The organism is Rhizobium sp. ZK1 (genome assembly GCF_047782645.1).
Lineage (GTDB): Bacteria > Pseudomonadota > Alphaproteobacteria > Rhizobiales > Rhizobiaceae > Rhizobium.
Map to the genome: position 1 here is coordinate 1,223,857 of NZ_CP180587.1, position 24,881 is coordinate 1,248,737.

21 protein-coding genes are annotated in these 24,881 nt (G+C 60.9%); 3 read left to right on the forward strand and 18 right to left on the reverse strand.

Going from position 1 to position 24,881, the window contains the following annotated elements; all coding sequences use genetic code 11:
- Nucleotide 1 precedes the first annotated feature (1 nt).
- Nucleotides 2–2,137: a methylmalonyl-CoA mutase gene (gene scpA, locus ACK9YZ_RS28205; protein WP_416066901.1), complete on the reverse strand. Its 2,136-nt coding sequence runs from the start codon at nucleotides 2,135–2,137 to the stop codon at nucleotides 2–4.
- Nucleotides 2,138–2,254: 117 nt separating this feature from the next.
- Between scpA and ACK9YZ_RS28210 the strand changes: the two genes are divergently transcribed.
- Complete coding sequence (locus ACK9YZ_RS28210; RefSeq protein ID WP_416066902.1) at nucleotides 2,255–3,610, forward strand: LLM class flavin-dependent oxidoreductase; 1,356 nt, start codon at nucleotides 2,255–2,257, stop codon at nucleotides 3,608–3,610.
- Between the two features lie 98 nt (nucleotides 3,611–3,708).
- On the opposite strand, the gene ACK9YZ_RS28215 is transcribed toward ACK9YZ_RS28210, so the two are convergent.
- The 5 genes from ACK9YZ_RS28215 to ACK9YZ_RS28235 form a co-directional block, all read right to left on the reverse strand.
- Nucleotides 3,709–4,368, reverse strand: a complete 660-nt coding sequence (locus ACK9YZ_RS28215; protein WP_183798883.1) for a methionine ABC transporter permease — start codon at nucleotides 4,366–4,368, stop codon at nucleotides 3,709–3,711.
- Nucleotides 4,349–5,431: a methionine ABC transporter ATP-binding protein gene (locus ACK9YZ_RS28220; RefSeq protein WP_416066903.1), complete on the reverse strand. Its 1,083-nt coding sequence runs from the start codon at nucleotides 5,429–5,431 to the stop codon at nucleotides 4,349–4,351. Before ACK9YZ_RS28220 ends, ACK9YZ_RS28215 begins: the two co-directional genes overlap by 20 nt.
- Before the next feature lie 87 nt (nucleotides 5,432–5,518).
- Nucleotides 5,519–6,355 carry a MetQ/NlpA family lipoprotein gene (locus ACK9YZ_RS28225; RefSeq protein WP_416066904.1) on the reverse strand — a complete coding sequence of 279 codons (837 nt, stop codon included), beginning with the start codon at nucleotides 6,353–6,355 and terminating at the stop codon, nucleotides 5,519–5,521.
- Between the two features lie 239 nt (nucleotides 6,356–6,594).
- On the reverse strand, nucleotides 6,595–7,155 hold the full coding sequence (gene msuE, locus ACK9YZ_RS28230) for an FMN reductase (protein WP_216760384.1): 561 nt from the start codon (nucleotides 7,153–7,155) through the stop codon (nucleotides 6,595–6,597).
- A gap of 207 nt (nucleotides 7,156–7,362) precedes the next feature.
- The gene (locus ACK9YZ_RS28235; RefSeq protein WP_416066905.1) at nucleotides 7,363–8,565 is read right to left on the reverse strand and encodes an MFS transporter; all 1,203 of its coding nucleotides are present in this window, start codon (nucleotides 8,563–8,565) and stop codon (nucleotides 7,363–7,365) included.
- 392 nt (nucleotides 8,566–8,957) lie between these two features.
- On the opposite strand from ACK9YZ_RS28235, the gene ACK9YZ_RS28240 reads away from it, so the two are divergent.
- A complete protein-coding gene (locus ACK9YZ_RS28240) occupies nucleotides 8,958–9,416 on the forward strand; it encodes a helix-turn-helix domain-containing protein (RefSeq protein ID WP_416066906.1) in 459 nt (152 codons plus the stop codon).
- A gap of 130 nt (nucleotides 9,417–9,546) precedes the next feature.
- On the opposite strand, the gene ACK9YZ_RS28245 is transcribed toward ACK9YZ_RS28240, so the two are convergent.
- The 6 genes from ACK9YZ_RS28245 to ACK9YZ_RS28270 are packed head-to-tail and all read right to left on the reverse strand — an operon-like array spanning nucleotide 9,547 to nucleotide 16,154.
- On the reverse strand, nucleotides 9,547–10,560 hold the full coding sequence (locus tag ACK9YZ_RS28245) for an ABC transporter ATP-binding protein (RefSeq protein WP_216760381.1): 1,014 nt from the start codon (nucleotides 10,558–10,560) through the stop codon (nucleotides 9,547–9,549).
- Entirely contained in the window at nucleotides 10,557–11,549 is a 993-nt protein-coding gene (locus tag ACK9YZ_RS28250; protein WP_416066907.1) for an ABC transporter ATP-binding protein, read from the reverse strand. Before ACK9YZ_RS28250 ends, ACK9YZ_RS28245 begins: the two co-directional genes overlap by 4 nt.
- Nucleotides 11,546–12,400 carry an ABC transporter permease gene (locus ACK9YZ_RS28255; RefSeq protein WP_216760379.1) on the reverse strand — a complete coding sequence of 285 codons (855 nt, stop codon included), beginning with the start codon at nucleotides 12,398–12,400 and terminating at the stop codon, nucleotides 11,546–11,548. The genes ACK9YZ_RS28250 and ACK9YZ_RS28255 overlap by 4 nt, the downstream gene beginning before the upstream one ends.
- A gap of 50 nt (nucleotides 12,401–12,450) precedes the next feature.
- Nucleotides 12,451–13,389: an ABC transporter permease gene (locus ACK9YZ_RS28260; RefSeq protein ID WP_416066908.1), complete on the reverse strand. Its 939-nt coding sequence runs from the start codon at nucleotides 13,387–13,389 to the stop codon at nucleotides 12,451–12,453.
- Nucleotides 13,390–13,421: 32 nt separating this feature from the next.
- Nucleotides 13,422–15,020 carry an ABC transporter substrate-binding protein gene (locus ACK9YZ_RS28265; protein WP_416066909.1) on the reverse strand — a complete coding sequence of 533 codons (1,599 nt, stop codon included), beginning with the start codon at nucleotides 15,018–15,020 and terminating at the stop codon, nucleotides 13,422–13,424.
- A 27-nt stretch (nucleotides 15,021–15,047) separates the two neighbouring features.
- Nucleotides 15,048–16,154, reverse strand: coding sequence for a mandelate racemase/muconate lactonizing enzyme family protein (locus ACK9YZ_RS28270; protein WP_416066910.1), 1,107 nt, complete (start codon nucleotides 16,152–16,154; stop codon nucleotides 15,048–15,050).
- Nucleotides 16,155–16,499: 345 nt separating this feature from the next.
- On the opposite strand from ACK9YZ_RS28270, the gene ACK9YZ_RS28275 reads away from it, so the two are divergent.
- On the forward strand, nucleotides 16,500–17,567 hold the full coding sequence (locus ACK9YZ_RS28275) for a LacI family DNA-binding transcriptional regulator (protein WP_416066911.1): 1,068 nt from the start codon (nucleotides 16,500–16,502) through the stop codon (nucleotides 17,565–17,567).
- Nucleotides 17,568–17,585: 18 nt separating this feature from the next.
- Here the strand turns inward: ACK9YZ_RS28275 and lpdA are convergent, their stop codons facing one another.
- The 6 genes from lpdA to ACK9YZ_RS28305 are packed head-to-tail and all read right to left on the reverse strand — an operon-like array spanning nucleotide 17,586 to nucleotide 24,870.
- Nucleotides 17,586–18,983, reverse strand: coding sequence for a dihydrolipoyl dehydrogenase (gene lpdA, locus ACK9YZ_RS28280; RefSeq protein ID WP_416066912.1), 1,398 nt, complete (start codon nucleotides 18,981–18,983; stop codon nucleotides 17,586–17,588).
- Between the two features lie 3 nt (nucleotides 18,984–18,986).
- Nucleotides 18,987–20,228 (reverse strand): dihydrolipoamide acetyltransferase family protein, encoded by a 1,242-nt coding sequence (locus tag ACK9YZ_RS28285; protein ID WP_416066913.1) that lies wholly within the window; start codon nucleotides 20,226–20,228, stop codon nucleotides 18,987–18,989.
- A gap of 3 nt (nucleotides 20,229–20,231) precedes the next feature.
- Nucleotides 20,232–21,245, reverse strand: coding sequence for an alpha-ketoacid dehydrogenase subunit beta (locus ACK9YZ_RS28290; RefSeq protein ID WP_416066914.1), 1,014 nt, complete (start codon nucleotides 21,243–21,245; stop codon nucleotides 20,232–20,234).
- Between the two features lies 1 nt (nucleotide 21,246).
- Nucleotides 21,247–22,479, reverse strand: a complete 1,233-nt coding sequence (locus ACK9YZ_RS28295; RefSeq protein ID WP_416066915.1) for a 3-methyl-2-oxobutanoate dehydrogenase (2-methylpropanoyl-transferring) subunit alpha — start codon at nucleotides 22,477–22,479, stop codon at nucleotides 21,247–21,249.
- A gap of 59 nt (nucleotides 22,480–22,538) precedes the next feature.
- Complete coding sequence (locus tag ACK9YZ_RS28300; protein WP_416066916.1) at nucleotides 22,539–23,666, reverse strand: acyl-CoA dehydrogenase family protein; 1,128 nt, start codon at nucleotides 23,664–23,666, stop codon at nucleotides 22,539–22,541.
- A 16-nt stretch (nucleotides 23,667–23,682) separates the two neighbouring features.
- Nucleotides 23,683–24,870 (reverse strand): acetyl-CoA C-acyltransferase, encoded by a 1,188-nt coding sequence (locus ACK9YZ_RS28305; protein ID WP_416066917.1) that lies wholly within the window; start codon nucleotides 24,868–24,870, stop codon nucleotides 23,683–23,685.
- Nucleotides 24,871–24,881: the final 11 nt, after the last annotated feature.

The following is a 24,881-nucleotide window of genomic DNA, read 5'->3' on the forward strand; positions in this document are numbered from 1 at the left end:
GCTACTGGTTCCGCCGGATACCCTGCAGGAGGTCGAGAACTGAATTCGCGGCCTCCAGTACATTGGTACCCGGACCGAAGACGGCGGCCACACCGTGTTCATGCAGGAATTCGTAATCCTGTCGCGGGATGACGCCGCCGCAGACGACGATGATATCGCCACCGCCCCGCTCCTTCAGCTGCTCGATCAGCTGCGGCAGCAGGGTCCGGTGACCGGCCGCCAGCGATGAGACGCCGACGACGTTGACCTTCTCGCCGACCGCCATGCCGGCTGCCTCTTCAGGCGTCTGGAACAGCGGGCCGGCGAGAACGTCGAAACCGACATCGCCGAAGGCCGAGGCGATTACCTTGGCGCCACGGTCGTGCCCGTCCTGGCCAAGCTTGGCCACCATGATCTTCGGCTTGCGGCCCATGGCCTCGGTCACGTCTGCCATGCGGGTTTTCAGGACGTCGAGCTCGGGTTCGTCGCGATACGCGCTGCCATAGATACCGCTGATAACTTTGGGTGTGGCGAAATGGTCGCCGAAGACTTCGCGCATCGCATCGGAGATTTCACCGACGGTGGCGCGTGCCCGGGCAGCTTCGACGGCTGCTGCAAGCATGTTGCCGTCACCGCTTCGGGCGACCTCAGACAACGTCGCCAGCGCTTCCTTCACCTTCACGCCATCGCGTCGTCGTTTGGTGTCCTCGATGCGGCGGATCTGCGCGGCACGCACCGCACTGTTGTCGATCTCCAGAATATCGATCGGATGTTCGGCCTCCAGCCGGTACTTGTTGACGCCGACGATGACCTCGTCGCCTTTATCGACGGCGGCCTGACGACGGGCGGCGGCTTCCTCGATCAGGCGCTTAGGAAGGCCTTCGTTGACTGCCTTCGTCATGCCGCCGAGCGCCTCGACCTCCTCGATCAGCGCCCAGGCCTTGTCGGCCAATTCCTTCGTCAGGCTCTCTACGTAATAAGAGCCGGCAAGCGGATCGACGACCTTGGTGACGCCGGTCTCGTGCTGCAGGATGAGCTGGGTGTTGCGGGCAATGCGGGCGGAAAATTCCGTCGGCAGCGCGATCGCCTCGTCGAAGGAATTGGTGTGCAGCGACTGCGTGCCGCCGAGCACGGCCGACATCGCCTCGAAAGCCGTGCGAATGATATTGTTGTAAGGATCCTGCTCCTGCAGCGACACGCCCGAGGTCTGGCAATGGGTGCGCAGCATCAGCGACGAGGCCCTCTTCGGCTGGAACTCCTCCATGATACGGGTCCAGAGCAGCCGGGCAGCGCGAAGCTTGGCTGCTTCCATAAAGAAGTTCATGCCGATTGCGAAGAAGAAGGATAACCGCCCGGCGAAATCATCGACATTCAGCCCCTTGGCGATCGCCGCACGCACATATTCGCGCCCATCGGCCAGCGTGAAGGCAAGCTCCTGCACCAGCGTCGCGCCCGCCTCCTGCATGTGATAGCCAGAGATCGAGATCGAATTGAATTTCGGCATCTCCTTTGCCGTATATTCGATGATATCGGCAACGATGCGCATCGAGGGTTCCGGCGGGTAGATATAGGTGTTGCGGACCATGAACTCCTTGAGAATGTCGTTCTGGATGGTCCCCGACAATTCCGCCTTCGAGACGCCCTGCTCTTCGCCGGCGACGATGAAATTCGCGAGGATCGGGATGACTGCACCGTTCATGGTCATGGAGACGGACATGTCCTGCAGCGGAATGCCATCAAAGAGGATCTTCATATCCTCGACGCTGTCGATCGCCACGCCTGCCTTGCCGACATCGCCGACGACACGCGGATGGTCGCTGTCATAACCGCGATGGGTGGCGAGGTCGAAGGCGACGGAAAGCCCCTTCTGGCCCGCGGCAAGATTGCGGCGATAAAAGGCGTTGGATTCTTCGGCGGTCGAAAAGCCGGCATATTGCCGGATCGTCCAGGGCCGGCCGGCATACATGGTGGCGCGCGGACCGCGAGTGAAAGGTGCGAAGCCGGGAAGAGTGTCCGCGTCGGCGCCGTCAAGATCGGCGGCCGTATAGAGCGGCTTGACGTCGATGCCTTCTGGCGTGTGCCAGGTCAGCGTTTCCGGCGGTGCACGCAGCTCCTTTTCCGCCAGTGCTTCCCAGTCCGACAGCGTCTTCTTCGTCATTTCATCCTCCGCCTTTTCGTCTCCACCCTACTATCCTCCAGCCTGTCCGTGCTACTGGCTTAGGATATTTTGCGACACAAAACATTGATTTCTATCCACGGTCCTGGGGCCATTCCTATGAAGAAAATGCAGATCTACGCCTTCGACATGAACTGCGTCGGCCATATAAACCACGGCATGTGGACACATCCGCGCGATCGCTCGGTAAACTATACCGACATCGACTATTGGGCGGATTTTGCGCGCACAGCAGAACGCGGCAAGCTGGACGGGATATTTCTTGCCGATATTGTCGGCGTCTACGATGTCTACAAGAACAGCCCGGCCCCGGTTATCGAAACGGGCGCGCAGATCCCCGTCAATGATCCGCTGATGCCGATTTCGGCGATGGCCTACGTTACGAAGAATCTGGGCTTCGGCGTGACAGTCAATACGACCTATGAGCCGCCCTTCCTTCTGGCACGACGCATGTCGACGCTCGACCATCTGACCAAGGGGCGGATCGGCTGGAACATCGTGACGGGCTATCTTGATAGTGCAGCCCGCAGCATGGGCTTTGACAAACTGCCGGAGCATGATGCGCGCTACGACGCCGCCGAGGAATATCTCGAAATCCTCTACAAACTCTGGGAGGGAAGCTGGGACGACGATGCCGTGCTGCGCGACCGGGAGCGCGGCGTCTTTGCCGATGCCTCCAAGGTCCGCGCCGTCCGCCATCAGGGACAATATTACAAGATGGAGGGCATCCATCTCTCGGAGCCCTCGCCACAGCGAACGCCCCTGCTCTTCCAGGCCGGCGCGTCCGCGCGCGGGCAGGATTTCGCTGCCCGTCATGCCGAATGCGTCTTCATCGCAGGGCCGACACCGCAATCGGCGCGCCCGACTGTCGATGCGCTTCGCGCCAAGACGCTGGCGAACGGTCGCGGCGCGGATGCGATAAAGATCCTGAGCCTGATAACTGTCGTCGTCGGAAAGACGGAAAGCCAGGCACAAGAAAAGCTCGCGGACTATCGCCGACATACGAGCGTCGAGGCCTCGCTGGCGCATTATTCCGCCTCCGTCGGCGTCGATTTTTCGAAATACGACCTCGATGACGTGATCGACCAAAGCTCGACGAATGCCAATCAGTCGGCGCTGGCGGCGATCACCAAGCAGGCGGCAAAACCGGTGACGAAGCGGCAAATAATCGACCAGATGGTGCTCGGCAGCCGGATGAAGCCGATCGTCGGTTCGCCGGAGCAGATTGCCGACATCCTGCAGCACTGGATCGAAGAGGGCGGTATCGACGGCTTCAATCTGGCGCGCACCGTGGCGCCGGAAAGCCTCAATGATTTTGTCGATCTCGTGGTGCCCGTTCTGCAGGAGCGCGGCCTGTTCAAGGCCGATTATGCGGAAGGATCACTGCGCCGCAAGCTCTTCGACGGAAACGACCGGTTGCCAGCCGGCCATCCCGCCGCACGGTTCAGGCGGTAGAGCATTTCCGTTTATCTTCGAATCACGGAAGTGCTCTATCTCTTTGTTTTCACGCAATTCCGGACGCAAAACCGCTACGCACTTTTGCTGGAATTGCTCTAGGCTGAGCGATGATCAAGGCGGGCAACCAGCCGGTCGCCCAGCCATTGAATGCCGCAGACGAGAACAATAAGGACGACAACGACTGCAATCATCACGTTGGTTTCGAACCGCTGGTAACCGTAGCGTATGGCGAGGTCGCCGAGGCCGCCGGCACCAATGGCGCCAGCCATGGCCGATGCGCCGATCAGTGTCACCAGCGTGACCGTGAAGCCGGCGACAATGCCCGGCAGCGCCTCAGGCACCAGAACCTCGCGAATGATCGTCCAGCGATTGCCGCCCATGGCCCGCACGGCATCGATCAGGCCACGATCGACCTCGCGCAGCGACACTTCGGCGATGCGCGCATAATAGGGCGTGGCAGCGATGGCGAGCGGAACGATGGCCGCCCACGTGCCGATTGCCGTACCAACGATCAACCGCGTCAGCGGGATCAGTGCCACCAGGAGGATGATGAAGGGTACGGAACGGAAACCGTTGATGACGGCGCCGAGGATGCGGTTGATCCAGGGATTTTCGGCAATGCCGCCGCGGTTCGTCAATACCAGCGCCAGCCCGAGCGGCAAGCCGGCAACAAGCGATATCACACCGGAAGCCGCCGTCATCAGCACGGTCTCCCAGAGGGAGCGCAAAAGCAGATTAATCATGATCGGTGTCATAACCAAGCACCTCCACCCGGGCGGACCGGGCCTTCAGAAATTGTTCGACCTTTTCGGCAAGCGCAGGATCGCGCGTTGGAACGGCGATGAAGAACCGCGCCACAGGCTGGTTCTGGATGTGGTCGATGCCGCCGTGTACGAGGCGGAAGGAATGCGGCAGCGTTGCCGACAGATCGGCAAAGAGAGCGCCCTGTGCCTCCGGCCCGGCGAGATCGACGCTGAGAATCGCTTCCGTGCCGCCGGCCTCAGACAGGCGCGCGGCGATATGTTCGGGAAGCTGCGGGCGGATGCCGCCGAGCAGGCTCCTGGTGATCGCCGTCTGCGGATCGCCGAAGATCGACCAGACCTGCCCCTCTTCCACAATGCGACCGGCATCGATGACGGCGACGCGATCGGCTATGCCGCGCACCACTTCCATCTCATGAGTGATCAACAGGATCGTAAGCCCGAGCTTACTGTTGATATCCTTCAGAAGCGCGAGGATCGAGCGTGTCGTTTCCGGGTCAAGCGCCGAGGTCGCCTCATCCGAGAGCAGCAAGGCCGGGCGGGCGGCGAGTGCGCGGGCAATGCCGACGCGCTGCTTCTGGCCGCCGGATAGCGAAGACGGATAGGCCTTGGCCTTGTCGGAAAGGCCGACGAGTTCCAGCAATTCATGCGCCCGCCTCAGCCGCTCGGCCCTGGCGAGGCCTTCAATCTTCAGCGGCAGTGCGACATTCTCCTCGACGGTCTTGGCCGACAGCAGATTGAAATGCTGGAAAATCATGCCGATGCGACGGCGCAAAGGCTGCAGTTCCTGCTCGGCAAGACCCGTGATGTTGCGGCCCTCGATGACGATCTCGCCGCTATCGGCGCGCTCGAGACCGTTGAGACAGCGGATCAGCGTCGACTTTCCGGCGCCGCTGCGGCCGATAATGCCGAGGATTTCACCCTTCTTCAAACTCAACGAAATGCCATCGAGCGCTGGTGTCGCGCCGAACCTGCGCCTGACATCCTTCAGCCGCACGACCTCTTCAGCATCAGCCGGTCGCGTCTCGATCCTCGAGGCGGAGACAATTGAATTCATGCTCGTTCCTTCACAAATGCTGAAGGCGGCCCTGGCAGAAAGACCCGGGCCGCCTCTGTTGTTGACGCCCTGCGGAGGGCGTGTGGATCAGTAGGCGCTGAGGCCGGTACCCTGATACACCTTGTCGAACTCGGCCTTGACCGTGTCGTTCTGATAGGAGGAGACGAGGGTCTTCACCCAATCGGCATCCTTGTTCTCTTCCTTCACGGCAATGAAGTTGCGATAGGGATTGTCGGCGATCGGCTCCTGCGCGACGCGTTCTGCCGGCGAAAGACCGCTCTTCAGCGCCCAGTCGGTGTTGACGACGCCGGCGTCAAGATCATCGATCGAGCGTCCGACGATACCGGCATCCAGCTCCTTGATCTCGATATTCTTCGGGTTTTCAGCGACATCGGCGATCGTCGCAAGAATGCCCGTGCCATCCTTCAGCTTGATCAGTCCTTCGTTTTGCAGAACGCGCAAAGCACGGCCTTCGTTGGACGGGTCATTCGGCACGCCGATCACGGCACCCTCGGGCAGTTCGGCAACGGACTTGTGCTTCTTGCTGTAGAGGCCGATCGGCCAGACACCGGTATAGCCAACGCGGACGATATGGTAGCCGTTCTGCTTGATCTGGTTGTCGAGATAAGGCTGGTGCTGGAAAGCGTTCGCGTCGATTTCGCCGCGCTCCAGCGCTTCGTTCGGCTGGGTATAGTCGTTGAAGGTGATCGTCTCGATCTTGAGACCCTTCTTGGCGGCTTCGCTGGTGACGACACGCCAGACATCCTCATCCTCACCGCTCATGATGCCGACCTTGATCGACTTGTCTTCTGCAAAGGAAGGAGCCGGCGCAGCAAAGGCGATGAGTGCTGCCACAGAGGCGGCAACAGCGAGGGCCGCGCGGCGCGAAAGCGAAATGGCGCTGAAATTCTTGTTCTTGGTCATTTTATATCCCGTCTGACTGATGAGGCCGAGCCCCGAGCAGGCGGATAATTGCAAATGCGCTCATTGCGAGCGAAGCACGAACGTCCGATGTCTTCTCATCGCCGGAAAAACTCTTGCCGCCTTGTCGATACCGGCAGGATAAAAATTCTATCAAATTTGTGGATTAATGTCAGCCTAAAATAACGCTCAAGCGAAAGCGGCACCCAATGGCGCCGCTGAAATCAGTCTCGGGATGGCATTCATTCCGCTGCGATCAGCGTGGAACTTCTGCCCGGAAAGAAGGCGGTGAGCTCACCGATGACCTCCCTTATACGCTTGGAAAGCTGTTCGGAGGAAACGCGATAGTCGGTGAAATCGCGTTCAGAGGCATAGACGGCCGTCGGCAGGGTATGGGCCATGAAGAAGCCGAAGAGCGGGCGAAGCTGATGCTCGACCATCAGCGCATGGCGGTCGCCGCCGCCGGTGGCGGTGATGACGATCGGCTTGGCGCGCAGTTCATGCGGATCGATGAGATCGATGAGATGCTTGAAGAGACCCGGATAGCTGCCTTTGAAGGTCGGCGCGCCAATGACGAGGACGTCGGCATTGGCGATATCGGCGATGATTTCCCTGGCACGATTGTCGAGGTCGTCACGGCGCAGCGCCTGGCCGAGCGAGGGACCGACATCCGTCAGGTCGTAGATCGTGTTGTCGAAGCCATATTTTTCGGCGGCGAGACCGGCAATATTCTCGACCAGCGCAAAGGTCTTCGAGGGACGATTGAAGCTGCCGGCAAGACCGACCAGTTTGGGTGCAGACATGTCACTTCCTTCCACTATCGCGCCGTTACGGGCTGCATCATAAGATGGATATTATCCATCAAAATAGTAGATTAAAGAAATGACGATCCGTCTTCGCCAAAGGCCGGGGAAAATATGTTCATTCGAACGCAACACCACGCCGTGCGCTTGCCCGGATACCAAAGAGGCACCGAAACGCTTCTCGGTGCCTCTTTCTGAGCGCGAAACTTAAACCGCTCGGTTCTTCGGGATGCGCGGCAGGAAGATGGTAAACAGGCCGAGCAGCGGCAGGTAGGAGCAGATACGATAGACGAAGGCGATACCGCGCGAGTCGGCAAAACCGCCGAGCAAGGCCGCACCGAGGCCGCCCGCACCGAAGGCGAAACCGAAGAAAACGCCGGCGATCAGGCCGACGCGACCCGGCACCAGCTCTTGCGCGAAGACGACGATGGCCGAAAAGGCAGAGGCGAAGATCAGGCCGATGACGACGCTGAGCACGCCCGTCCAGAAAAGGTTCGCATAGGGCAGCAGCAGCGCGAAGGGGATGACGCCGAGGATCGAGAACCAGATGACGAAGCGGGCGCCGAAACGATCGCCGATCGGGCCGCCGAGGAAAGTGCCGGTGGCAACAGACCCCAAGAACAGGAAGAGCATGAGCTGTGCCTGCTGCACATCGAGCTGGAAACGGTCGATGACGTAGAAGGTGAAGTAGCTCGAGACGCTTGCCATATAGACGTTCTTCGTGGCAGTCAGCAGCACGAGAATGAGCAGTGCCCAGACGACCTTGCTCTGAGGCAGAGGCAGCGTGCGGCTCGGGGCCGCCTTGCTGGCGTTCTGGCGGCGGTGGCTCATATACCAGTTGCCGACCCAGCTCAGGACCACGATGCCGACCATGGCGATGGCGGAAAGCCAGGACACGCTGTGCTGACCGTTCGGCAGCACGATGAAGGCGGCCAGCAGCGGACCGATTGCCTGGCCGGCATTGCCGCCCACCTGGAAGAAGGACTGGGCAAAACCGTGGCGGCCGCCGGAAGCAAGACGCGCGACACGCGAAGATTCCGGATGGAAGACGGCCGAACCGAAGCCGATGAGGCTTGCGGCAACGAGCAGCAGCTCGAAACTGCCGGCATTGCCGAGCAGGATCAGTCCGCAGAAGGTGCTCGCCATGCCGACTGGCAGCGAATAAGGCATCGGCCAACGGTCCGTGACGATGCCGACGAGCGGCTGGAGCAGCGAAGCCGTGACCTGGAAGGTCATGGTCAGAAGGCCGATCTGCACGAAATCGAGGTTGTAATTGGCCTTGAAGAGCGGATAGAGCGAGGCAAGCAGCGACTGCATGATGTCGTTGAGCATGTGGCAGAAGCTGACTGCCACCAGGATGGACATTGCTGTCTTTTCAAAGCGGGGGGCGCTCTCGGCAACAGACGCCATGGGTCTTCCTCCTGCGCGGCCGGAAACATGCCGGGCCGTCGTCGATTTTCTTGCGGGCTGTTATTAGGGCGATCGGGGCTTGGGAAGTGAATTGTCGGCGGCGGTCGCTGAAAGTGCATTTATCGTATGAAGAGCAACAATTACAGCCCAGTTTCACGCAGATCGGTACGCAGTTTTAAGATTTTTGTTCAGGATCCTGCAATTCGGTCACCCACGCACCGATCCCGTATTAGTGATGGTTCCGGGCCATATGCCACAGTCCCGCGCAATTCTTAGATGTGTGATATTGCAATTCTTGGATGTCTAATATGATATCAAAAACACGTAGAAAAGCGGCGCGATGCCGTCTACAAGGCAATGGACTGAAATGCGAAAGAGACAGAAGGTAGGCCATGAACGTCAAGACACCGAACGCGATTGATACCTATGTCGGCATGCGCATGCGCAGGCGCAGGCAGCTTCTCGGCATGAGCCAGGAGCGGCTTGCCGAACAGATCGGCGTTACGTTTCAGCAGGTGCAGAAATACGAAAAGGGCATCAACCGCATCGGCGCAAGCCGCCTGCAGAAAATCGCCGAAGCGCTGCGCACCTCACCGGCCTTCTTTTTCGAACAGGATGATTCGGAAGCGCCGATCTTTGCCGGCCTCGACCTTTCCGCCTCCATCGATCCGGTCGCAGAATTTCTGCGGTCGAAGGAAGGCCTCGTCCTCAACAAGGCCTTCGTAAAGATCGAGGACCGTCGTATCCGCGAAACGATCATCTCGCTCGTCAAAGCGATGGCGCAGGCCGAAAGCAGCGACATTCCGCTGGACGCACTGAGGATGGACAAGCCGGAATCCCGTACAGAGTGAAAGCGGACGATACCGGTCCATGACCTTCAGGCTCGAGTCATTTATGCCGATACGCTGCGGCATGGACTTGCCGGTCGAGGGAACGAACGAAGAATCACCGGCGGGCCTGGTGCACTGAAGGCCGATCGTTTTACCCTGCCTGCGTCAGCGGATTGGGTGTGGCGAAATGACAGGCCGAGAACTGGTTGGGCGAGACTTCGCGAAGCAACGGCCGATCGACCTTGCAGATGTCCTTTGCAATCGGACAGCGGGTGTGGAAGCTGCAGCCCGGCGGGACGCGGGACGGGCTCGGCACGTCGCCCTGCAGTACGATGCGGTTCGCCTTGCGATCCGGATCGGGCTCGGGAGCAGCCGACAGCAGCGCCTGTGTATAGGGATGCTGCGGCAGGGCATAGACCGATTTCTTCGGTCCGATCTCGACGATCCTGCCGAGATACATCACCGCCACACGGTCTGCGATATGCCGCACGACCGCGAGATCGTGGGCAATGAAGAGGTAGGAGAATTTTCGCTCGGCCTGCAGATCCTGCAAGAGGTTGACGATCTGCGCCTGCACGGAGACATCGAGCGCAGAGACTGGCTCGTCGGCGACGATGAACTGGGGGTTGACCGAGATGGCGCGGGCAATGCCGATGCGCTGGCGCTGGCCGCCGGAAAACTGACGCGGATAACGGTCCATGAAACTCGGCGACAGACCGACCTGCACCAGCAGTTCCGCCACGCGCTCGCGCCGTTCTCTCGAAGATCTCGCCAGCCCAAAGACTTCGAGCGGTTCGGAAATGATCTGCGCAATCGAACGGCGCGGGCTGAGCGATCCATAGGGGTCCTGGAAGACCATCTGCATCTTGGCGCGCATCATGCGCATTTCGGCAGCATTGAGGGCGGTGATATCGCGGCCCTCGAAGAGCACCTCGCCATCGGTCGGCTGGATCAGCCGCAACAGAAGACGGCCGAGCGTAGACTTGCCGCAACCGGATTCACCGACGAGCGCCAGCGTTTCTCCCGGCTTGACGGAAAAAGACGCGCCGTCCACGGCGCGCACACCGCCCGAAGAAGAACCAAAGGAAAGCCCGCTCGCATCAGGAAAGGTCTTGCCAAGATTGCGGACGGTCAACAGGTCGTCGACGCTGCTCATCTCTGTCATGCTGTTGCTCCGGCGGTGACCCAGCAAGCCGCCTTGTGGCGTTCTGAAACGGTGAAGATGGGCGGCATCTCGGCCGCGCATTTGTCGATCCGGTCGCTGCAGCGGGTATAGAAGGGACAGCCCTGCTTGATCGTGCCGGCGAGCGGCACGGAACCGGGGATCTGGTAGAGGCGCTTCCGATCGTCATCGAGACGCGGAATGGATTGCAGCAAACCGCGGGTATAGGGATGGCTGGGAGTGCTGAAGATCGAGCGGACATCCGCATCCTCGACGACACGGCCGGCATACATGACGATCACCCGGTCGCAGACCTCGGCGATGACGCCAAGATCATGCGAGATCAGCAGCACGGCGGTGTTCAGCGTTTTTCTCACCCTCGCCATCAGGTCGAGGACCTGGGCCTGGATGGTGACGTCGAGTGCCGTCGTCGGTTCGTCGGCAATCAAGAGCTTCGGATTGCAGGCGACCGCCATGGCGATCATCACGCGCTGGCGCATGCCGCCGGAAAACTGGTGCGGATAGGCATCGAGACGCCCTTCCGGATTGGGGATGCCGACGAGCTTCAGAAGTTCGATGATGCGGGCGCGGCGCTCTCCGCGGCTCATCTTCTCATGCAGCTTGATCGCTTCGCCGATCTGGTCGCCGATCGTCATCACCGGGTTCAGCGAGCTCATCGGCTCCTGAAAGATCATCGCGATGTCTCGGCCGCGAATCTCGGGCAATTTCGTTTTCGGCAGATCGAGGAGGTTGACGCCTTCCAGCTCGATGCGACCCTGAGCGATACGGCCGGGAGGGTTTGGGATCAGCCCCATGATTGCGAGTGACGTGATCGACTTGCCCGAACCGGATTCGCCGACAATGCCGACCGAACCGCCAGCCTCGATTTCGAAAGAAACGCCGTTCACAACGCGAATCGGCGCATCCTTATGGCCGAACTCGACGGCGAGGTTCTCGACCTTGAGCAGCGGGCTCTGTGATTTCGACGTCATTGGCTCGTCTCCGGATCCAGCATGTCACGCACCGCATCGCCGATCAGGTTGAAGGACAACACCACGCAGGTGATGGCAAAACCGGCAGCAATGATCGGCCAGGGCGAACCGAAGAGATTATTGAGGCCGTCACGGATGATATTGCCCCAGCTCGGATTGGGGGCACGGGTGCCGATACCGAGGAAGCTCAGCGACGCCTCAAGACGAATGGCCGAGGCGACCCAGAGCGTCATCAGCACGACGATTGGTGCCGCAATGTTCGGAATGATGTGCCGAAAGATGATGACGGGCGTGCGCACGCCAACGGCAATTGCGGCTTCTACATAGGGTTCCTGTTTCACAGAAAGCGTCGAGGCGCGCGCCACACGGGCAAAACCGGGAATGAAGGCGACGGTGATGACGGCGATGATGTTCCAGAAGGCGCCGCCGAGCACGGCCGCAATCATGATTGCCAGCAGCAGTTCCGGGAAGGCAAGCAACAGATCGATGAGGCGGCTGATGATGCGATCGACCAGCCCGCCGAAATAGCCGGCGGTTACGCCGAGCGCGGTGCCAAACAGCGCGGCCAGCGCAGGCGAGATCAGGCCGAAGAGCAGCGAATTGCGCGAACCGTGGATCATGCGCGAGAGGACATCGCGCCCGAACTGGTCCGTACCCAACCAGTGCGCGGCCGATGGAGCCTTGTTGATCGAGAGGATGCTCTGCGCCAACGGATCATAGGGCGCGAGCCACGGGGCGAAAAGCGCGACCAGAAGGAAGATGAGCGCGATTGTCAGCGCGAAGATAGCCGATGGTCGTCGCAGCAGGGTTCTGGACAGAAGCGACAGCAGGCCGGGCGCGGGAGCCATCATGGGCTGCTCAGAGGCCTGCAAAGGTGACCCTGACGTTTGAGTGATGGTGCTCATGATTTCACCCGGATGCGAGGATCGATGACGATATAGAGAAGATCCATCACCAGATTGATCAAAAGGACGAGAAGCGCGAAGACAACAACGCCGCCCTGAATGATGCCGTAATCACGCTCGTTGATCGCCTGTATGAGGAGGCGTCCGAGACCAGGCCTGTTGAAGACCAGCTCGACGGCGACCGAGCCGGAGAGCGTGGCAAGCAGGCTCAAGCCCATACCGGTCGAGAGCGGCAGCAACGCATTACGCAGACCGTGCCGGTAGATGACGCGTGGTTCGCGGGCACCCTTGGCGCGAGCGGTGCGGACATAATCCTTGCCGAGCGTTTCCAGAAGTGCGGTTCGCGTCAGCCGGCCGATGAAAGCGGCCTTTACCAGTGCGAGCGTCAGCGCCGGAAGGACGATATGGTACATGCGGTCCATGAAACCATCGCCACCACCATTAATCGGGAACCAGCCGAGGTTCAGCGCAAAGCCGATCAGCAGCAGTGCGCCGAGATAGAAATCCGGAATGGCATAACCGAGCAGCGAGAAAACACGCATGCCGGAATCCGGCAGCCGGTCGCGGTGGGTTGCGGCCAGCACGCCGAAGGGCACACCCGCACCGACGCCGATGATCATCGCCGCAACGGTGAGTTCGATCGTGTAGGGAAGATTGGCGGCGATCAGGTTCAGCACCGGCTCGTCGTTCATATAGGACTGGCCGAAATCGAGGCTGAGCACGCCGATGAGGAAGTTGATGTATTGCTGCCAGAGCGGCACATCGAGCCCCATCTTATGACGGAAGGCTGCCAGCTGCTCCGGGAGAGCCATGTCTCCCAGAGCGGCGATCGCCGGATCGCCAGGCAGGATACGCATCGCGGTGAACACGAGCGTTAGCACCAGCCAGATTGTCGGAATGGCATCCGCCAGCCGGAGGAGAAAATATCTAGCCATGGTCATTCACTCGTATTCATCACGACCTGTGATCAGGCCTTCTTGGTGGCGTGATGGAAGCGCCAGCGCGCATAGCCGCTCTGTACCTTGTAGCCGAGGTCAAGGCGTGCGTTGCGGGCGACTGTGAAGGAGAGCGTCGACATGCCAATCAGCGGCAGATCACGCAGGACCTGAAGTTCGATCTGCCTGCAATAGTCGACATAGGCCTTGTAATCGGTCGCCTGCAGCGCCTTGGCAAGCAGGTCGTCGATACCGGGCATGGCTACGCCGTAGTGGCTGTAATTAATGCCGCCCGTTCCGTCCGGCTTGACTTCCGCTTTCGTCGAAAGCTGCTGAACGTAAAGCTGGGTCGGGATCGGCGGGTAGCTGGACGAATGCAGGGCGAGCGTATTCTTGTCGTGCTGATTGTCAGCGTGATAGGCGGTGTGATCGCCGATGTGCAGGTTCATGCGCATGCCGACAGCACGCAGTTGCTCCTGTACGATCAACATGATCGATGCATAGTCCTCGCGCTGGCTGACATTGCTGTCGAAGTCGAAGCCATCAGGGAAACCGGCTTCGGCGAGCAGAGCCTTTGCCTTCTCCGGATCGTAATTGTACTGAAGATCGGGCGGCAAATCTTCGGTCTTGAAGCCACCCGGGAAAGACTCGGGTTGCAGGTCGGCGGTAAAGCCCCCCATCGGCTTCATGGCCTCGGCAACCGCATGGCGATCGACAGCATACATGATCGCCTGACGCACCTTGATATTGTCGAAGGGCTTGCGTTTGAGGTTGATATGCAGCGTGTTGAACGAACCCGGCGACGTCATGTCGAACTGCAGGGTCGAGTCGCGCTGCAACATGGAGTCGACCCAGCCCGGCGCGCGGACGGCTTCGATCATATCGACATCACCTGCCAGCAGCGCCAGCGTGCGCGCCGTCGTGTCGGCGATGTAGACGGATTCGACCTTGGCGACCTTCGCCTTTTCGCCCCAATAACCTTCATGGCGCTTCAGTGCCGTGCCCCACTTGCTGTCAAAGCGGGTGAGTTCGTAGGGACCGGTGCCGACCGCATCGGTCTTGAACTTCTCCGCACCCATCTGATCGACAGCTTTCTTGGACACGACCGCGGTGTTGTTGAGGAAGATCGACGTACCCAGCAGGTTCACGTCGGAATTCTTCAGCGTGATGACGACCTCATAGGGACCGGTAGCGACGACATCGGCGATATTCGACAGGATCGGCTTGTTCGTGCCGTCGGCCATGGCGCGCTTGAAGGAGAAGACGACGTCTTCGGACGTCATTTCACCAAAACCCTTGTGGAACTGCACGCCCTGACGGAGTTTGAAGGTCCAGGTCTTGGCATCCGACGAGGCAGACCATTCGATTGCAAGCGTGGGCCGATACTGGTCCGGCGTCGTCGCGAACGTGCCGTCATCCGGGCGAACGAGCTGTTCGTACATCTGCTCGGTCGCCCAGTTGTCGCCGCCCTGCGTCGTGTAGTTCGGATCGCTGGTGCGCGGGCCGTTAGCGGCAATGCCGATGCGGATCGTATCGGGATCGCTCGCCGCACGGGCGAGAGCGGGGCCAAGCATGCTCATTGCAGCTGTGGCTGCGCTCAATTCCAGAAATTGGCGTCTTCTCAAGTTCATGTCATTTCCTCCCATGTGTCAGAATATTCAGCTTCGCCGCTTGTCGAGCTCGGCATCGTTGACGGTCAGGCCAAGACCCGGGCCGGACGGCACCTTGAACTTGCCGTCTTCCGGAATCGGCGGATTGGCGAAGCCGACATGCATGCGCGTCGACGGATCGGAAAATTCGGCGGGCTTGGTGTTGTGCATCAGCGTCGCAAGCACATGCAGGTTTGCCACATGAGCAATGGTCGGCTGCGTCTGGTGCGGAACCAGTTCGACACCATGGGCAAAGCAGATCGCAGCGCACTGCATGAGGCCGGTGATGCCGCCCATCTTGACGATGTCAGGCTGCACCATGCGCACGCCCGCATTGATCATGTCGACGACGGCCTGCGTCGTATAGGACTGCTCGGCAGCCGAAACCGTGATGTCGAGGCGCTGGGCGACCTCCCCCATGGCACGGACGTTATAGTGCTGGACCGGTTCTTCGAACCAGATATAGCCGAGCTCTTCGAGCGCACGCCCAACGCGGATAGCGCCGCCGACGGAATATTGGTTATTGGCGTCGAAGGCGAGCGGGAAGTCGTCGCCCACCAGCTTACGCACGGCCTTGGCCTTGGCGATGTCGCCCGGAATGTCGTAGTCCTGGCGCGTGCGGTCACCATCCCAGCGGATCTTGATCGCCGCGGGCTTTTCGGCCCTCCAGCGCTGCTCGACCACGCGAACCGTTTCATCGACGGTGCGGCCGGCATTGTTGCCAATCGAGGCATAGAAAGGCAGTTCCGTGCGCCAGGCACCGCCAAGCAGCTTGTAGACGGGCTGATTGAAGTGCTTGCCCTTGATGTCCCAGAGGGCGATATCGAGAGCGGCAAGCGCACCGGTGACGGCGCCTTCCGGGCCAAGCTTCACATATTTATGCAGCAAACGGTCGTAGAGGACCGCCTGGTCGAGCGCATCGGCACCGACGAGCGAGGCCGCAAAATCCCTGACGACGCCGAGCGAGTGTTCGCCCCCCATCATCGGCGAGGCCTCGCCGTGCCCGACGATGCCGTCTTCAGTCGTCACCCGCACGAAAGCCGTGCGGCGGCCCGGCGGCTCGTTGGGCTCCCACTTCACCTGAAAAGCTTCGACGGACTTGATGATCGTACCCACTGGCATTCCCTCGGAGAACAGACGTTTTCAGCGCCGGTGTTGTTGTTGAGAGAAGCATCTTCCAATTTGCATCCGTATGCAACACAGCGATTGAATTGGAATCGGAACAGGTTTTATGTCAAAATTTGCAAAAATACCGGTTTCTGGATATCCAATATAAGAAAGCCGGATATCTCCTTATTTCATGCGATTTTCTGCTACTGCAACGCACGCATTCATCTCTTTTCGAAAGCGAAAAGCTATCAAAGGAAGAATCGGCAGCCATGCGCAGGAAGCGGTTGAAATTGTTGCATCCGAATGCAACAAGGATAGGAAGATAGGGATTGGCAACCGGGGAAATGGATCATGCGCAAACAGGGATCACCGTCCTTGCAAGGGGAGCCGTCCGGTGAAGCGCTGAGCCGCAAGCCGATGACGGCTCGTGAATTGGCACGTATGCTCGGCGTAAGCCAGTCGGCCGTCTCGCGCGCATTTACCCCGGGCGCGAGCATCGCGGCGGATCTGCGTGAGCGGATCCTGAAATATGCGGCTGAGGTTGACTATCAGCCGAACGCAATCGCCAGCATGCTGTCGAAGAGCCGGACGAACATCATCGGCATCGTCGTCTCCGATATGCAGAACCCCTTCTATCCGGGCCTGATCGAGAAACTCTCCCGGTCGCTGCAGCGCATCGGCCTGCAGAGCCTTCTCTTCAACATCACCAAGGGCTCCAACCTCGAGGAGCAGCTTTCGGCGCTGCGCCGCTATAACGTGGACGCCGTCATCGTCATTTCTGCCACGATCCTCTCGGGTTCTACATTGAGCTGGGCAACGGAAGGCCGTCCTGCCATCCTGATCAACCGCGTCATCGAAGATACCAACCTCAGCTGTGTTGCCTGCAACAATGTCGAGGGTGCCCGGGCGCTGGCCGATCATTTCTATCTGCAGGGCGCTCGCAGGGTCGCCTATGTCGCCGGCCTCAGCCACACGACCACCAACCGTGAACGGCAGAACGGTTTCGTCACGCGGATTGCGGAGCTTGGCATGACGCTGAGCGCCCGGATCGAAGGACAGGAATACAGCTATTATGCCGGCCACAGGGCCGCACTCGAAATCGCGGCCAAGAAGAGCACCGACGCGATTTTCTTCGCCAACGACATCCTGGCAATCGGCGGCATCGATGCGCTGCGGGAAGAAGCTGGCTGCCGCGTTCCCGACGACATCTTCGTTGCGGGTTTCGATGACATTCCGATGGCCGGCTGGCCGCATTACAACCTCACCACCTTTCGCCAGCCGGTCGACGAAATTGTCCGGGTCGTCGTTGAAATGATCGAGGGAGATACGTCGGCGCTGCTGCGGGCAGCGACGATCATCCGCTTGTCGGGGGAGCTCGTAGAAAGGCGCTCGACCGGCGCGGAGCCAAAGGCGCAGTAGGATAGCTTGCACGTAAGCTCACATATGCAGCGCGTTCCCCAAGGCTTTGAGTGCGGCTTCCATGACCGCCTCGCTGCGGGTTGGATGAGCATGAATCGTGCCGGCGACATCTTCCAGCCGGGCGCCCATTTCAATGGCGAGCGCAAAGGCGGCCGAAAGTTCCGAGACACCTGCGCCCACCGCCTGCAGGCCGAGCACGAGATTGGTATCTGCCCTTGCCACCACCCGCACGAACCCCTCTTCCGAAAGCATCGTCATCGCCCGCCCATTGGCGCTGAAGGGAAACTGGCCAGTCCTGATATCATAGCCTTGAGCGCGCGCCTCCGCCGGTGACAGGCCGGCGCTGACGATCTCCGGATCTGTGAAACAAATCGCCGGGATGCAGCGCTTGTCCCAGGCGCGTTTCCTGCCCGCAACGATTTCCGCGACCATCTCCCCTTGGGCCATGGCCCGATGCGCCAGCATCGGCTCGCCGGTGACATCGCCGATGGCATAGATGCCGCGCATGGAGGTGCGGCAACGATCATCGATCCTGAGATAAGGGCCGGCGCGATCGAGGTCGAGCTCTTCAAGGCCCGAACCCGCCGTTCTCGGACGGCGGCCGACCGTCACGAGAATGCGGTCCGCGGCAACTGCCTGCTGCCGACCGTCGGGCATTTCTATGACAAGTCCTTCGCCGGTATCGGACAGGCCGATTGCCTTGGCACCGGTCAGCACGCGAATTCCCCGCTCGGTCAATTTGCGCATGACAGGCCGCACCAAGTCCGTGTCATAAAGTGGCAGCACCTGCTGCGTGGCCTCGACCACCGTTACCTGAGATCCCATCTTCGCAAAGGCTGTCCCGAGCTCCAGTCCGATATAGCCGCCGCCAACGACGACGAGATTCTTCGGCACCTCTCCCAACGACAGAGCCTCGGCCGAGGAGATGACGCGGCCGCCAAAAGGCAGGTTCGGGAGCTCCACCGGATCGGAGCCTGTCGCAATCACCACGGTCTCGGCGCGGATGATCTGCTGGCCGGTCTCCGTCTCCACCTCTACGGTCTTGCCGTCCCGGAAGTGCGCGCGACCGTGCACGATCTTGACCCGTGCCCTCTGCAAGAGGCCGGAGACACCGCTGGTCAGCCGGCCGACAATGCCATCCTTCCAGGCGACTGTCCGGGCGAGGTCAATGGAGGCGTCTTCAACGTGGATACCCATCGGGTTCTTGCCCGCCAGCATGCTTTGCGCAGCATCGAATTCCTCTGCCGCATGAATAAGTGCCTTGGAGGGAATACAGCCGACCGTCAGGCAGGTGCCACCGGGCTTGCCGGCCTCGACGATGACGGTATCGATACCGAGCTGGCCGGCACGGATGGCGCAGACATAACCACCGGGGCCAGCACCGATGACGAGGAGCTTGCAGACAATCTCTTTCATGGCTCAGCCTTCGATGAAAATGAGCGCCGGCGTTTCGAGCAGCGTGCGAATACGCTGCACGAAGTTCGCCGCATCCCAGCCGTCGATGATGCGGTGATCGAAGCTGGAGGAGAGGTTCATCATCTTGCGGGGCACGAATTGTGTGCCGTCCCAGACCGGCCGTGTGGCAATCTTGTTGACGCCGATGATCGCCACTTCCGGATGATTGATGACCGGCGTCGAGACGATACCGCCAAGCGCGCCGAGCGAGCTGATGGTGATGGTCGATCCCGACAGTTCGTCGCGCGTCGCCGTGCCTGATCGAGCCGCGCCCGCCAACCGGTTCATTTCGATAGCGCAGTCGAAGATGCCGCGCGCCTCGGCGTGACGCACGACAGGCACGGTCAGACCCGCCGGGGTCTGCGTTGCGATGCCGATATGCACCGCGCTATAGCGCGTGATGATGCCGGCATCGTCGTCAAAGGTGGCGTTGACATCGGGCTGCTCGGAGATCGCTTTGACCAAAGCCCGCATCAGGAAGGGCAACACCGTCAACTTGGGATGATCGGCCTTGCGATCGGTATTCATGGTTGCGCGCAGTTCCTCCAGCGCGCTCATATCCACCTCCTCCACATAGGTGATGTGGGGAATGCGCGACGTCGAGAGCGCCATCTTCTCTGCGATACGGCGGCGAAGGCCGGTCAGCTTGATCTCCTCGGTCGCCGTCTTCTTCGCCAAACCGGCTCGCACCGAAACGGGCGCTGCACCCTGGTTCAGGAACTGCTCGACATCCTCGCGCAGGATACGGCCGGCCGGCCCGGTGCCTTGCACTTGCCTCAGGTCCACGCCGCTCTCGCGCGCAAAGAGCCGTACGGATGGCGCGGCAAGCGGCTTTTCTGCAGGTGAGGATGGGGATGGGGTTGCGGGTGCGGGCGGCTTCGGAGCGGGTTTCAGCGCCTCCACTTTCACCGGCTCGGCAAGCAGCGGCTGCGAGGGTGCTTCAAGCTTCGTTGCGCCGATCTCCTCCGATGTCTCGATGCGCACGAGCGGCGCCTTGACGGCGATGCGGTCACCGATCTCTCCGGCAAGCCAGGTCACCGTGCCGCTGACAGGCGATGGGATCTCGACGGTGGCCTTGTCTGTCATGACCGCGGCGATCACCATGTCCTCACGCACCGGATCGCCTGTCTTCACATGCCATTCCACGAGCTCGGCCTCGGCGACGCCTTCGCCGACATCGGGCATCTTGATGGTGAATTCGCCCATGGCTCAGGCCTCCATGACTTCGGCGAGTGCCCGCCCGACGCGGCCGGGTCCAGGGAAATAATCCCACTCCTGCGCATGCGGATAGGGCGTGTCCCAGCCGGCGACGCGCACGACCGGGGCTTCGAGCTGATAGAAGCAATGTTCCTGCACCAGCGACACGACCTCGGCCCCGAAACCAGAGGTCAGCGTGGCTTCGTGGATGACGACGCAGCGCCCGGTCTTGGCGACGGATTTGACGATCGTATCGAGATCAAGCGGCAGGAGGCTTCTGAGATCGATCACCTCGGCGTCGATGCCGGCATCCTCGGCAGCGGCAAGCGCCACATGCACCATTGTGCCGTAGGCGACGACAGTCACGGCCGAGCCCGCGCGCCGCACCTCGGCCTTGCCGATCGGGATCGTATAGTGCCCCTCCGGCACTTCGCCGAGATCATGCTTCGACCATGGTGTCACCGGTCTTTCGTGGTGACCGTCGAAGGGTCCGTTATAGAGGCGCTTCGGCTCCAGGAACATGACGGGATCGGGATCCTCGATGGCTGATATCAGCAGGCCCTTGGCGTCGTGAGGATTGGAGGGCACGACCACTTTCAGGCCGCAGACATGGGTGAAAAGCGCTTCCGGGCTCTGGCTGTGCGTCTGGCCGCCGAAGATGCCGCCGCCGGTCGGCATGCGCACGACGATCGGGCAAGTGAAATCGCCGTTGGAACGATAGCGGATACGCGCCGCCTCCTGCGTCAGTTGATCGTAAGCCGGATACATGTAGTCGGCGAACTGGATCTCGACGCAGGGCTTCAGCCCATAGGCAGCCATGCCGATTGCCGTGCCGACGATACCGGATTCGCTGATCGGCGTGTCGAAACAGCGCGTCTTGCCGTATTTTGCCTGCAGGCCCTGCGTGCAGCGGAAGACGCCGCCGAAATAGCCGACATCCTCACCGAAGACCACGACATTGTCGTCGCGCGCCATCGAGACGTCCATGGCGCTGCGCACGGCCTCAATCATCGTCATCCGGGCCATATCAGTACCCCGCCTTCTGCCGCTGACGACGAATGTGCGGCGGCATCTCGGCATAGACGCCCTCGAATATATCGCGCACCGAAGGTTTGCCGCCATCATGCAGCGTACCGTGCGCCTCGGCTTGGCGTTGCGCCTCGACCACCTCGTCCATGATCTCCGCTTCGGCCTGGGTATGGCGCGCATCCGACCAGACACCCCTGACGATCAGGTGCTTCTTCAGCCGCAGGACAGGATCGCCGAGCGGCCAGGCTTCGGATTCCGTCTTCGGCCGGTAGGCGCTTGGATCATCCGATGTCGAGTGGGCTCCGACGCGATAGGTGACATATTCGATCAGCGTCGGGCCGAGATTGCGGCGTGCCCGCTCCGCCGCCCAGCGGGCGACAGCGTGAACAGCGAGATAGTCGTTGCCATCGACGCGCAGCGCCGGAATGCCGAAACCGAGGCCCCGGGCGGCAAAGGTGCCGGAGCCGCCGCGGGCAATGCCCTGGAAGGTGGAGATCGCCCACTGATTGTTGACGATGTTGAGGATGACCGGTGCCTTGTAGGTGGAGGCAAAGACCAGCGCCGAATGGAAGTCCGATTCCGCCGTCGAGCCGTCGCCGATCCAGCCGGCCGCTATGCGGCTGTCGTTCTTGATCGCCGAAGCCATGGCCCAGCCAACCGCCTGCACATATTGCGTGGCGAGATTGCCCGAGATCGTAAAGAAGCCGTGTTCCTTGGACGAGTACATGATGGGCAATTGCCGGCCGTGCAGCGGATCGCTCTCGTTCGAATAGATCTGGTTCATCATCTCGACCATCGGATAGTCGTCGGCAATGAGCAGGCCAGCCTGCCGGTAGGTCGGGAAGTTCATGTCGCCCTTCCGCAGCGCCTTGCGGAAGCCGCAGCTGACGGCCTCCTCGCCGAGATGCTGCATGTAGAAGGAGGTCTTGCCCTGCCGCTGCGCCATCAGCATGCGGGCATCGAAGGCGCGAAGCTTCATCATGTTGCGAAGCCCAGTCAGCAACTCCTCGTCGCTCAGCAACCCTGCCCAGGGGCCAACGGCCTCCCCATCGCGATTGAGCACACGGATGATCGAAAAGGCGAGGTCGCGGATATCCTCGGATGCAACATCGACCTCCGGTCGGGGCACGGCCCCGGCCTTTGCAATCTTGACGTTGGAAAAATCGGGTTGGCCGCCCGGACGGACGGCAGGTTCGGGGACATGCAGGCTCAAACGAGCAGATTCCACCATGTAGTCTCTTTCCTCCCTTTATCGGCTCCGCCTCTCTCCTCCAGAAGCAGGCCTCGTTCTTATAAGTTGCGGGCAATCACCATGCGCTGCACGTCGCTTGTTCCCTCGTAGATCTGGCAGATACGTACGTCGCGATAGATGCGCTCCACCGGATAGTCGGCCATGTAGCCATAACCACCATGGATCTGGATCGCATCGGAGCAGACACGTTCGGCCATTTCGGAGGCAAAGAGCTTGGCCATCGAAGCCTCCGACAGACATGGCAATCCGGCCTCCCGGAGCCAGGCAGCATGGAAAACGAGTTGCCGGGCCGCCTCGATGCGCGTTGCCATATCGGCAAGCCGAAAGGCAACCGCTTGATGTTCGGCAATCGGTTTGCCAAAGGCGCTGCGCTCGCGGGCATAATCGCGTGCCGCCTCGAAGGCCGCCTTCGCCATGCCGACGGCCTGCGCAGCAATACCGATCCGCCCGCCCTCAAGATTGGCAAGTGCGATCCGGTAGCCTTCCCCCTCCTCGCCGAGCCGAAGCTCGGCTGGAATACGCATGCCATTGAAGGCGATCTGGCAGGTGTCGGAGGAATGCAGGCCAAGCTTCTCCTCGACCCGTATCACCTCGTAACCTGGCGTATCGGTCGGCACGATGAAGGCGGTGATGCCCTTCTTGCCGGCATCGGGATCAGTAACGGCAAAAACGATGATAACATGTCCGTTCTTGCCCGAGGTGATGAACTGCTTGGCGCCGTCGAGCACGTAGTGATCGCCGTCGCGCCGCGCCCGCGCCCTGAGGTTCGAGGCATCGGAGCCCGCCTGTGGCTCGGTCAGCGCAAAACCGCCGATCCATTCGCCGCTGGCAAGCTTCGGCAGGAAACGTTGGCGCTGCTCCTCATTGCCAAATTTCAGGATGGGCACGCAGCCGACCGAACTGTGCACGCTCATGATGGTGGAGCAGGGACCGTCGCCGGCTGCTATCTCCTCGAGGGCCGCGGCATAGGCAATGACACCAGTATCCGATCCGCCATAGGCCTCGGGCACCAGCATGCCGAGAAGCCCGAGTTCACCCATTTCCTTCAGTTCTTCACGGGGGAAGAGAGATTCCCGGTCGCGTTTTGCCGCTCCGGGCGCCAGGCGCTCCCGAGCGAAATCACGAGCCAGATCGCAGATTTGCTGCTGAAGTTCGGAAAGGATCATCTGCCCTCCCCTTTCCCTAATGCCGCTCGATTGCAACAGCGGTCGCCTCGCCACCGCCGATACAAAGTGCTGCCATACCCCGCTTCACGTCATAACGCTCCAGCGCCGCCAATAACGTCACCAGAATACGGGCGCCGGAAGCCCCGATCGGATGGCCGAGCGCACAGGCGCCGCCATGCACATTGACCTTGTCATGCGGCAGGTCGAGGTCGCGCATCGCCGCCATGGCAACGACGGCGAATGCCTCGTTGATCTCAAAGAGATCAACCTCGGAAAGCGGCAGGCCGGTGCGGTCAGAGAGTTTCTGCAGGGCGCCGATCGGCGCGGTGGCGAAGAGACTAGGTTCCTGCGAATGCGTGGCATGACCGAGAATGGTGGCGAGCGGCTTCCGCCCGCGACGGTCCGCCTCCGAACGACGCATCAGCACGAGCGCGGCTGCTCCATCAGAGATCGAACTGGAATTGGCGGCCGTGACCGTACCGCCGTCGCGGAAAGCCGGCTTCAGGGTCGGGATCTTGTCAGGCCTCGCCTTGCCCGGCTGTTCGTCACGGCTTGCCACCGGCTCGCCCTTGCCGGATTTCACCGTCACGGGCACGATTTCTCTGTCAAAATAGCCTTCGGCAATCGCCTTCTGCGCCCGCGTCAGCGAGGTCACCGCATAGGCGTCCTGCGCCTCGCGCGTAAACTGATAGGCTTCGGCGCAATCCTCCGCGAAGCTGCCCATCAAGCGCCCCTTGTCATAAGCATCCTCCAGCCCGTCGAGGAACATATGATCCACGACCCGCCCATGGCCGAGCCTGTAACCCGCACGGGCACGATCAAGGAGATAGGGCGCATTGGTCATGCTTTCCATGCCGCCTGCGATCGCCAGTGAAGCGCTGCCGGCAGCAATCAGATCATGAGCCATCATGACCGCCTTCATGCCGGAACCACACATCTTGTTGACGGTGCTGGCGCCGGTCGCAAAAGGCAGTCCGGCATGGATCGCAGCTTGGCGGGCCGGCGCCTGTCCCTGACCGGCCGGCAATACACAACCGAAGACCACTTCCTCGACTGCATCGGCAGCAACGCCGCTGCGCTCAAGGGCCGCGCGGATCGCTGCCGCGCCAAGTTCTGGCGCTGCAGCATCCTTGAGTTCGCCCTGAAAGCTGCCGATTGGCGTGCGGGCGGCGCCGACGATGACGATGGGATCTTGCAGGGCCATTTGTCCTCCTT

Coding starts and splice junctions, on each gene's coding strand:
- ACK9YZ_RS28220 (WP_416066903.1), bottom strand. CDS start 5,431: ATGAATTCAATTGTCTCCGCCTCGAGGATCGAGACGCGACCGGCTGAT.
- ACK9YZ_RS28215 (WP_183798883.1), bottom strand. CDS start 4,368: ATGACACCGATCATGATTAATCTGCTTTTGCGCTCCCTCTGGGAGACC.
- ACK9YZ_RS28255 (WP_216760379.1), bottom strand. CDS start 12,400: ATGATGGCTCCCGCGCCCGGCCTGCTGTCGCTTCTGTCCAGAACCCTG.
- ACK9YZ_RS28275 (WP_416066911.1), top strand. CDS start 16,500: ATGCGCAAACAGGGATCACCGTCCTTGCAAGGGGAGCCGTCCGGTGAA.
- ACK9YZ_RS28305 (WP_416066917.1), bottom strand. CDS start 24,870: ATGGCCCTGCAAGATCCCATCGTCATCGTCGGCGCCGCCCGCACGCCA.
- msuE (WP_216760384.1), bottom strand. CDS start 7,155: ATGTCTGCACCCAAACTGGTCGGTCTTGCCGGCAGCTTCAATCGTCCC.
- ACK9YZ_RS28300 (WP_416066916.1), bottom strand. CDS start 23,666: ATGATCCTTTCCGAACTTCAGCAGCAAATCTGCGATCTGGCTCGTGAT.
- ACK9YZ_RS28245 (WP_216760381.1), bottom strand. CDS start 10,560: ATGACAGAGATGAGCAGCGTCGACGACCTGTTGACCGTCCGCAATCTT.
- lpdA (WP_416066912.1), bottom strand. CDS start 18,983: ATGAAAGAGATTGTCTGCAAGCTCCTCGTCATCGGTGCTGGCCCCGGT.
- ACK9YZ_RS28260 (WP_416066908.1), bottom strand. CDS start 13,389: ATGGCTAGATATTTTCTCCTCCGGCTGGCGGATGCCATTCCGACAATC.
- scpA (WP_416066901.1), bottom strand. CDS start 2,137: ATGACGAAGAAGACGCTGTCGGACTGGGAAGCACTGGCGGAAAAGGAG.
- ACK9YZ_RS28295 (WP_416066915.1), bottom strand. CDS start 22,479: ATGGTGGAATCTGCTCGTTTGAGCCTGCATGTCCCCGAACCTGCCGTC.
- ACK9YZ_RS28210 (WP_416066902.1), top strand. CDS start 2,255: ATGAAGAAAATGCAGATCTACGCCTTCGACATGAACTGCGTCGGCCAT.
- ACK9YZ_RS28235 (WP_416066905.1), bottom strand. CDS start 8,565: ATGGCGTCTGTTGCCGAGAGCGCCCCCCGCTTTGAAAAGACAGCAATG.
- ACK9YZ_RS28225 (WP_416066904.1), bottom strand. CDS start 6,355: ATGACCAAGAACAAGAATTTCAGCGCCATTTCGCTTTCGCGCCGCGCG.
- ACK9YZ_RS28285 (WP_416066913.1), bottom strand. CDS start 20,228: ATGGGCGAATTCACCATCAAGATGCCCGATGTCGGCGAAGGCGTCGCC.
- ACK9YZ_RS28265 (WP_416066909.1), bottom strand. CDS start 15,020: ATGAACTTGAGAAGACGCCAATTTCTGGAATTGAGCGCAGCCACAGCT.
- ACK9YZ_RS28250 (WP_416066907.1), bottom strand. CDS start 11,549: ATGACGTCGAAATCACAGAGCCCGCTGCTCAAGGTCGAGAACCTCGCC.
- ACK9YZ_RS28290 (WP_416066914.1), bottom strand. CDS start 21,245: ATGGCCCGGATGACGATGATTGAGGCCGTGCGCAGCGCCATGGACGTC.
- ACK9YZ_RS28240 (WP_416066906.1), top strand. CDS start 8,958: ATGAACGTCAAGACACCGAACGCGATTGATACCTATGTCGGCATGCGC.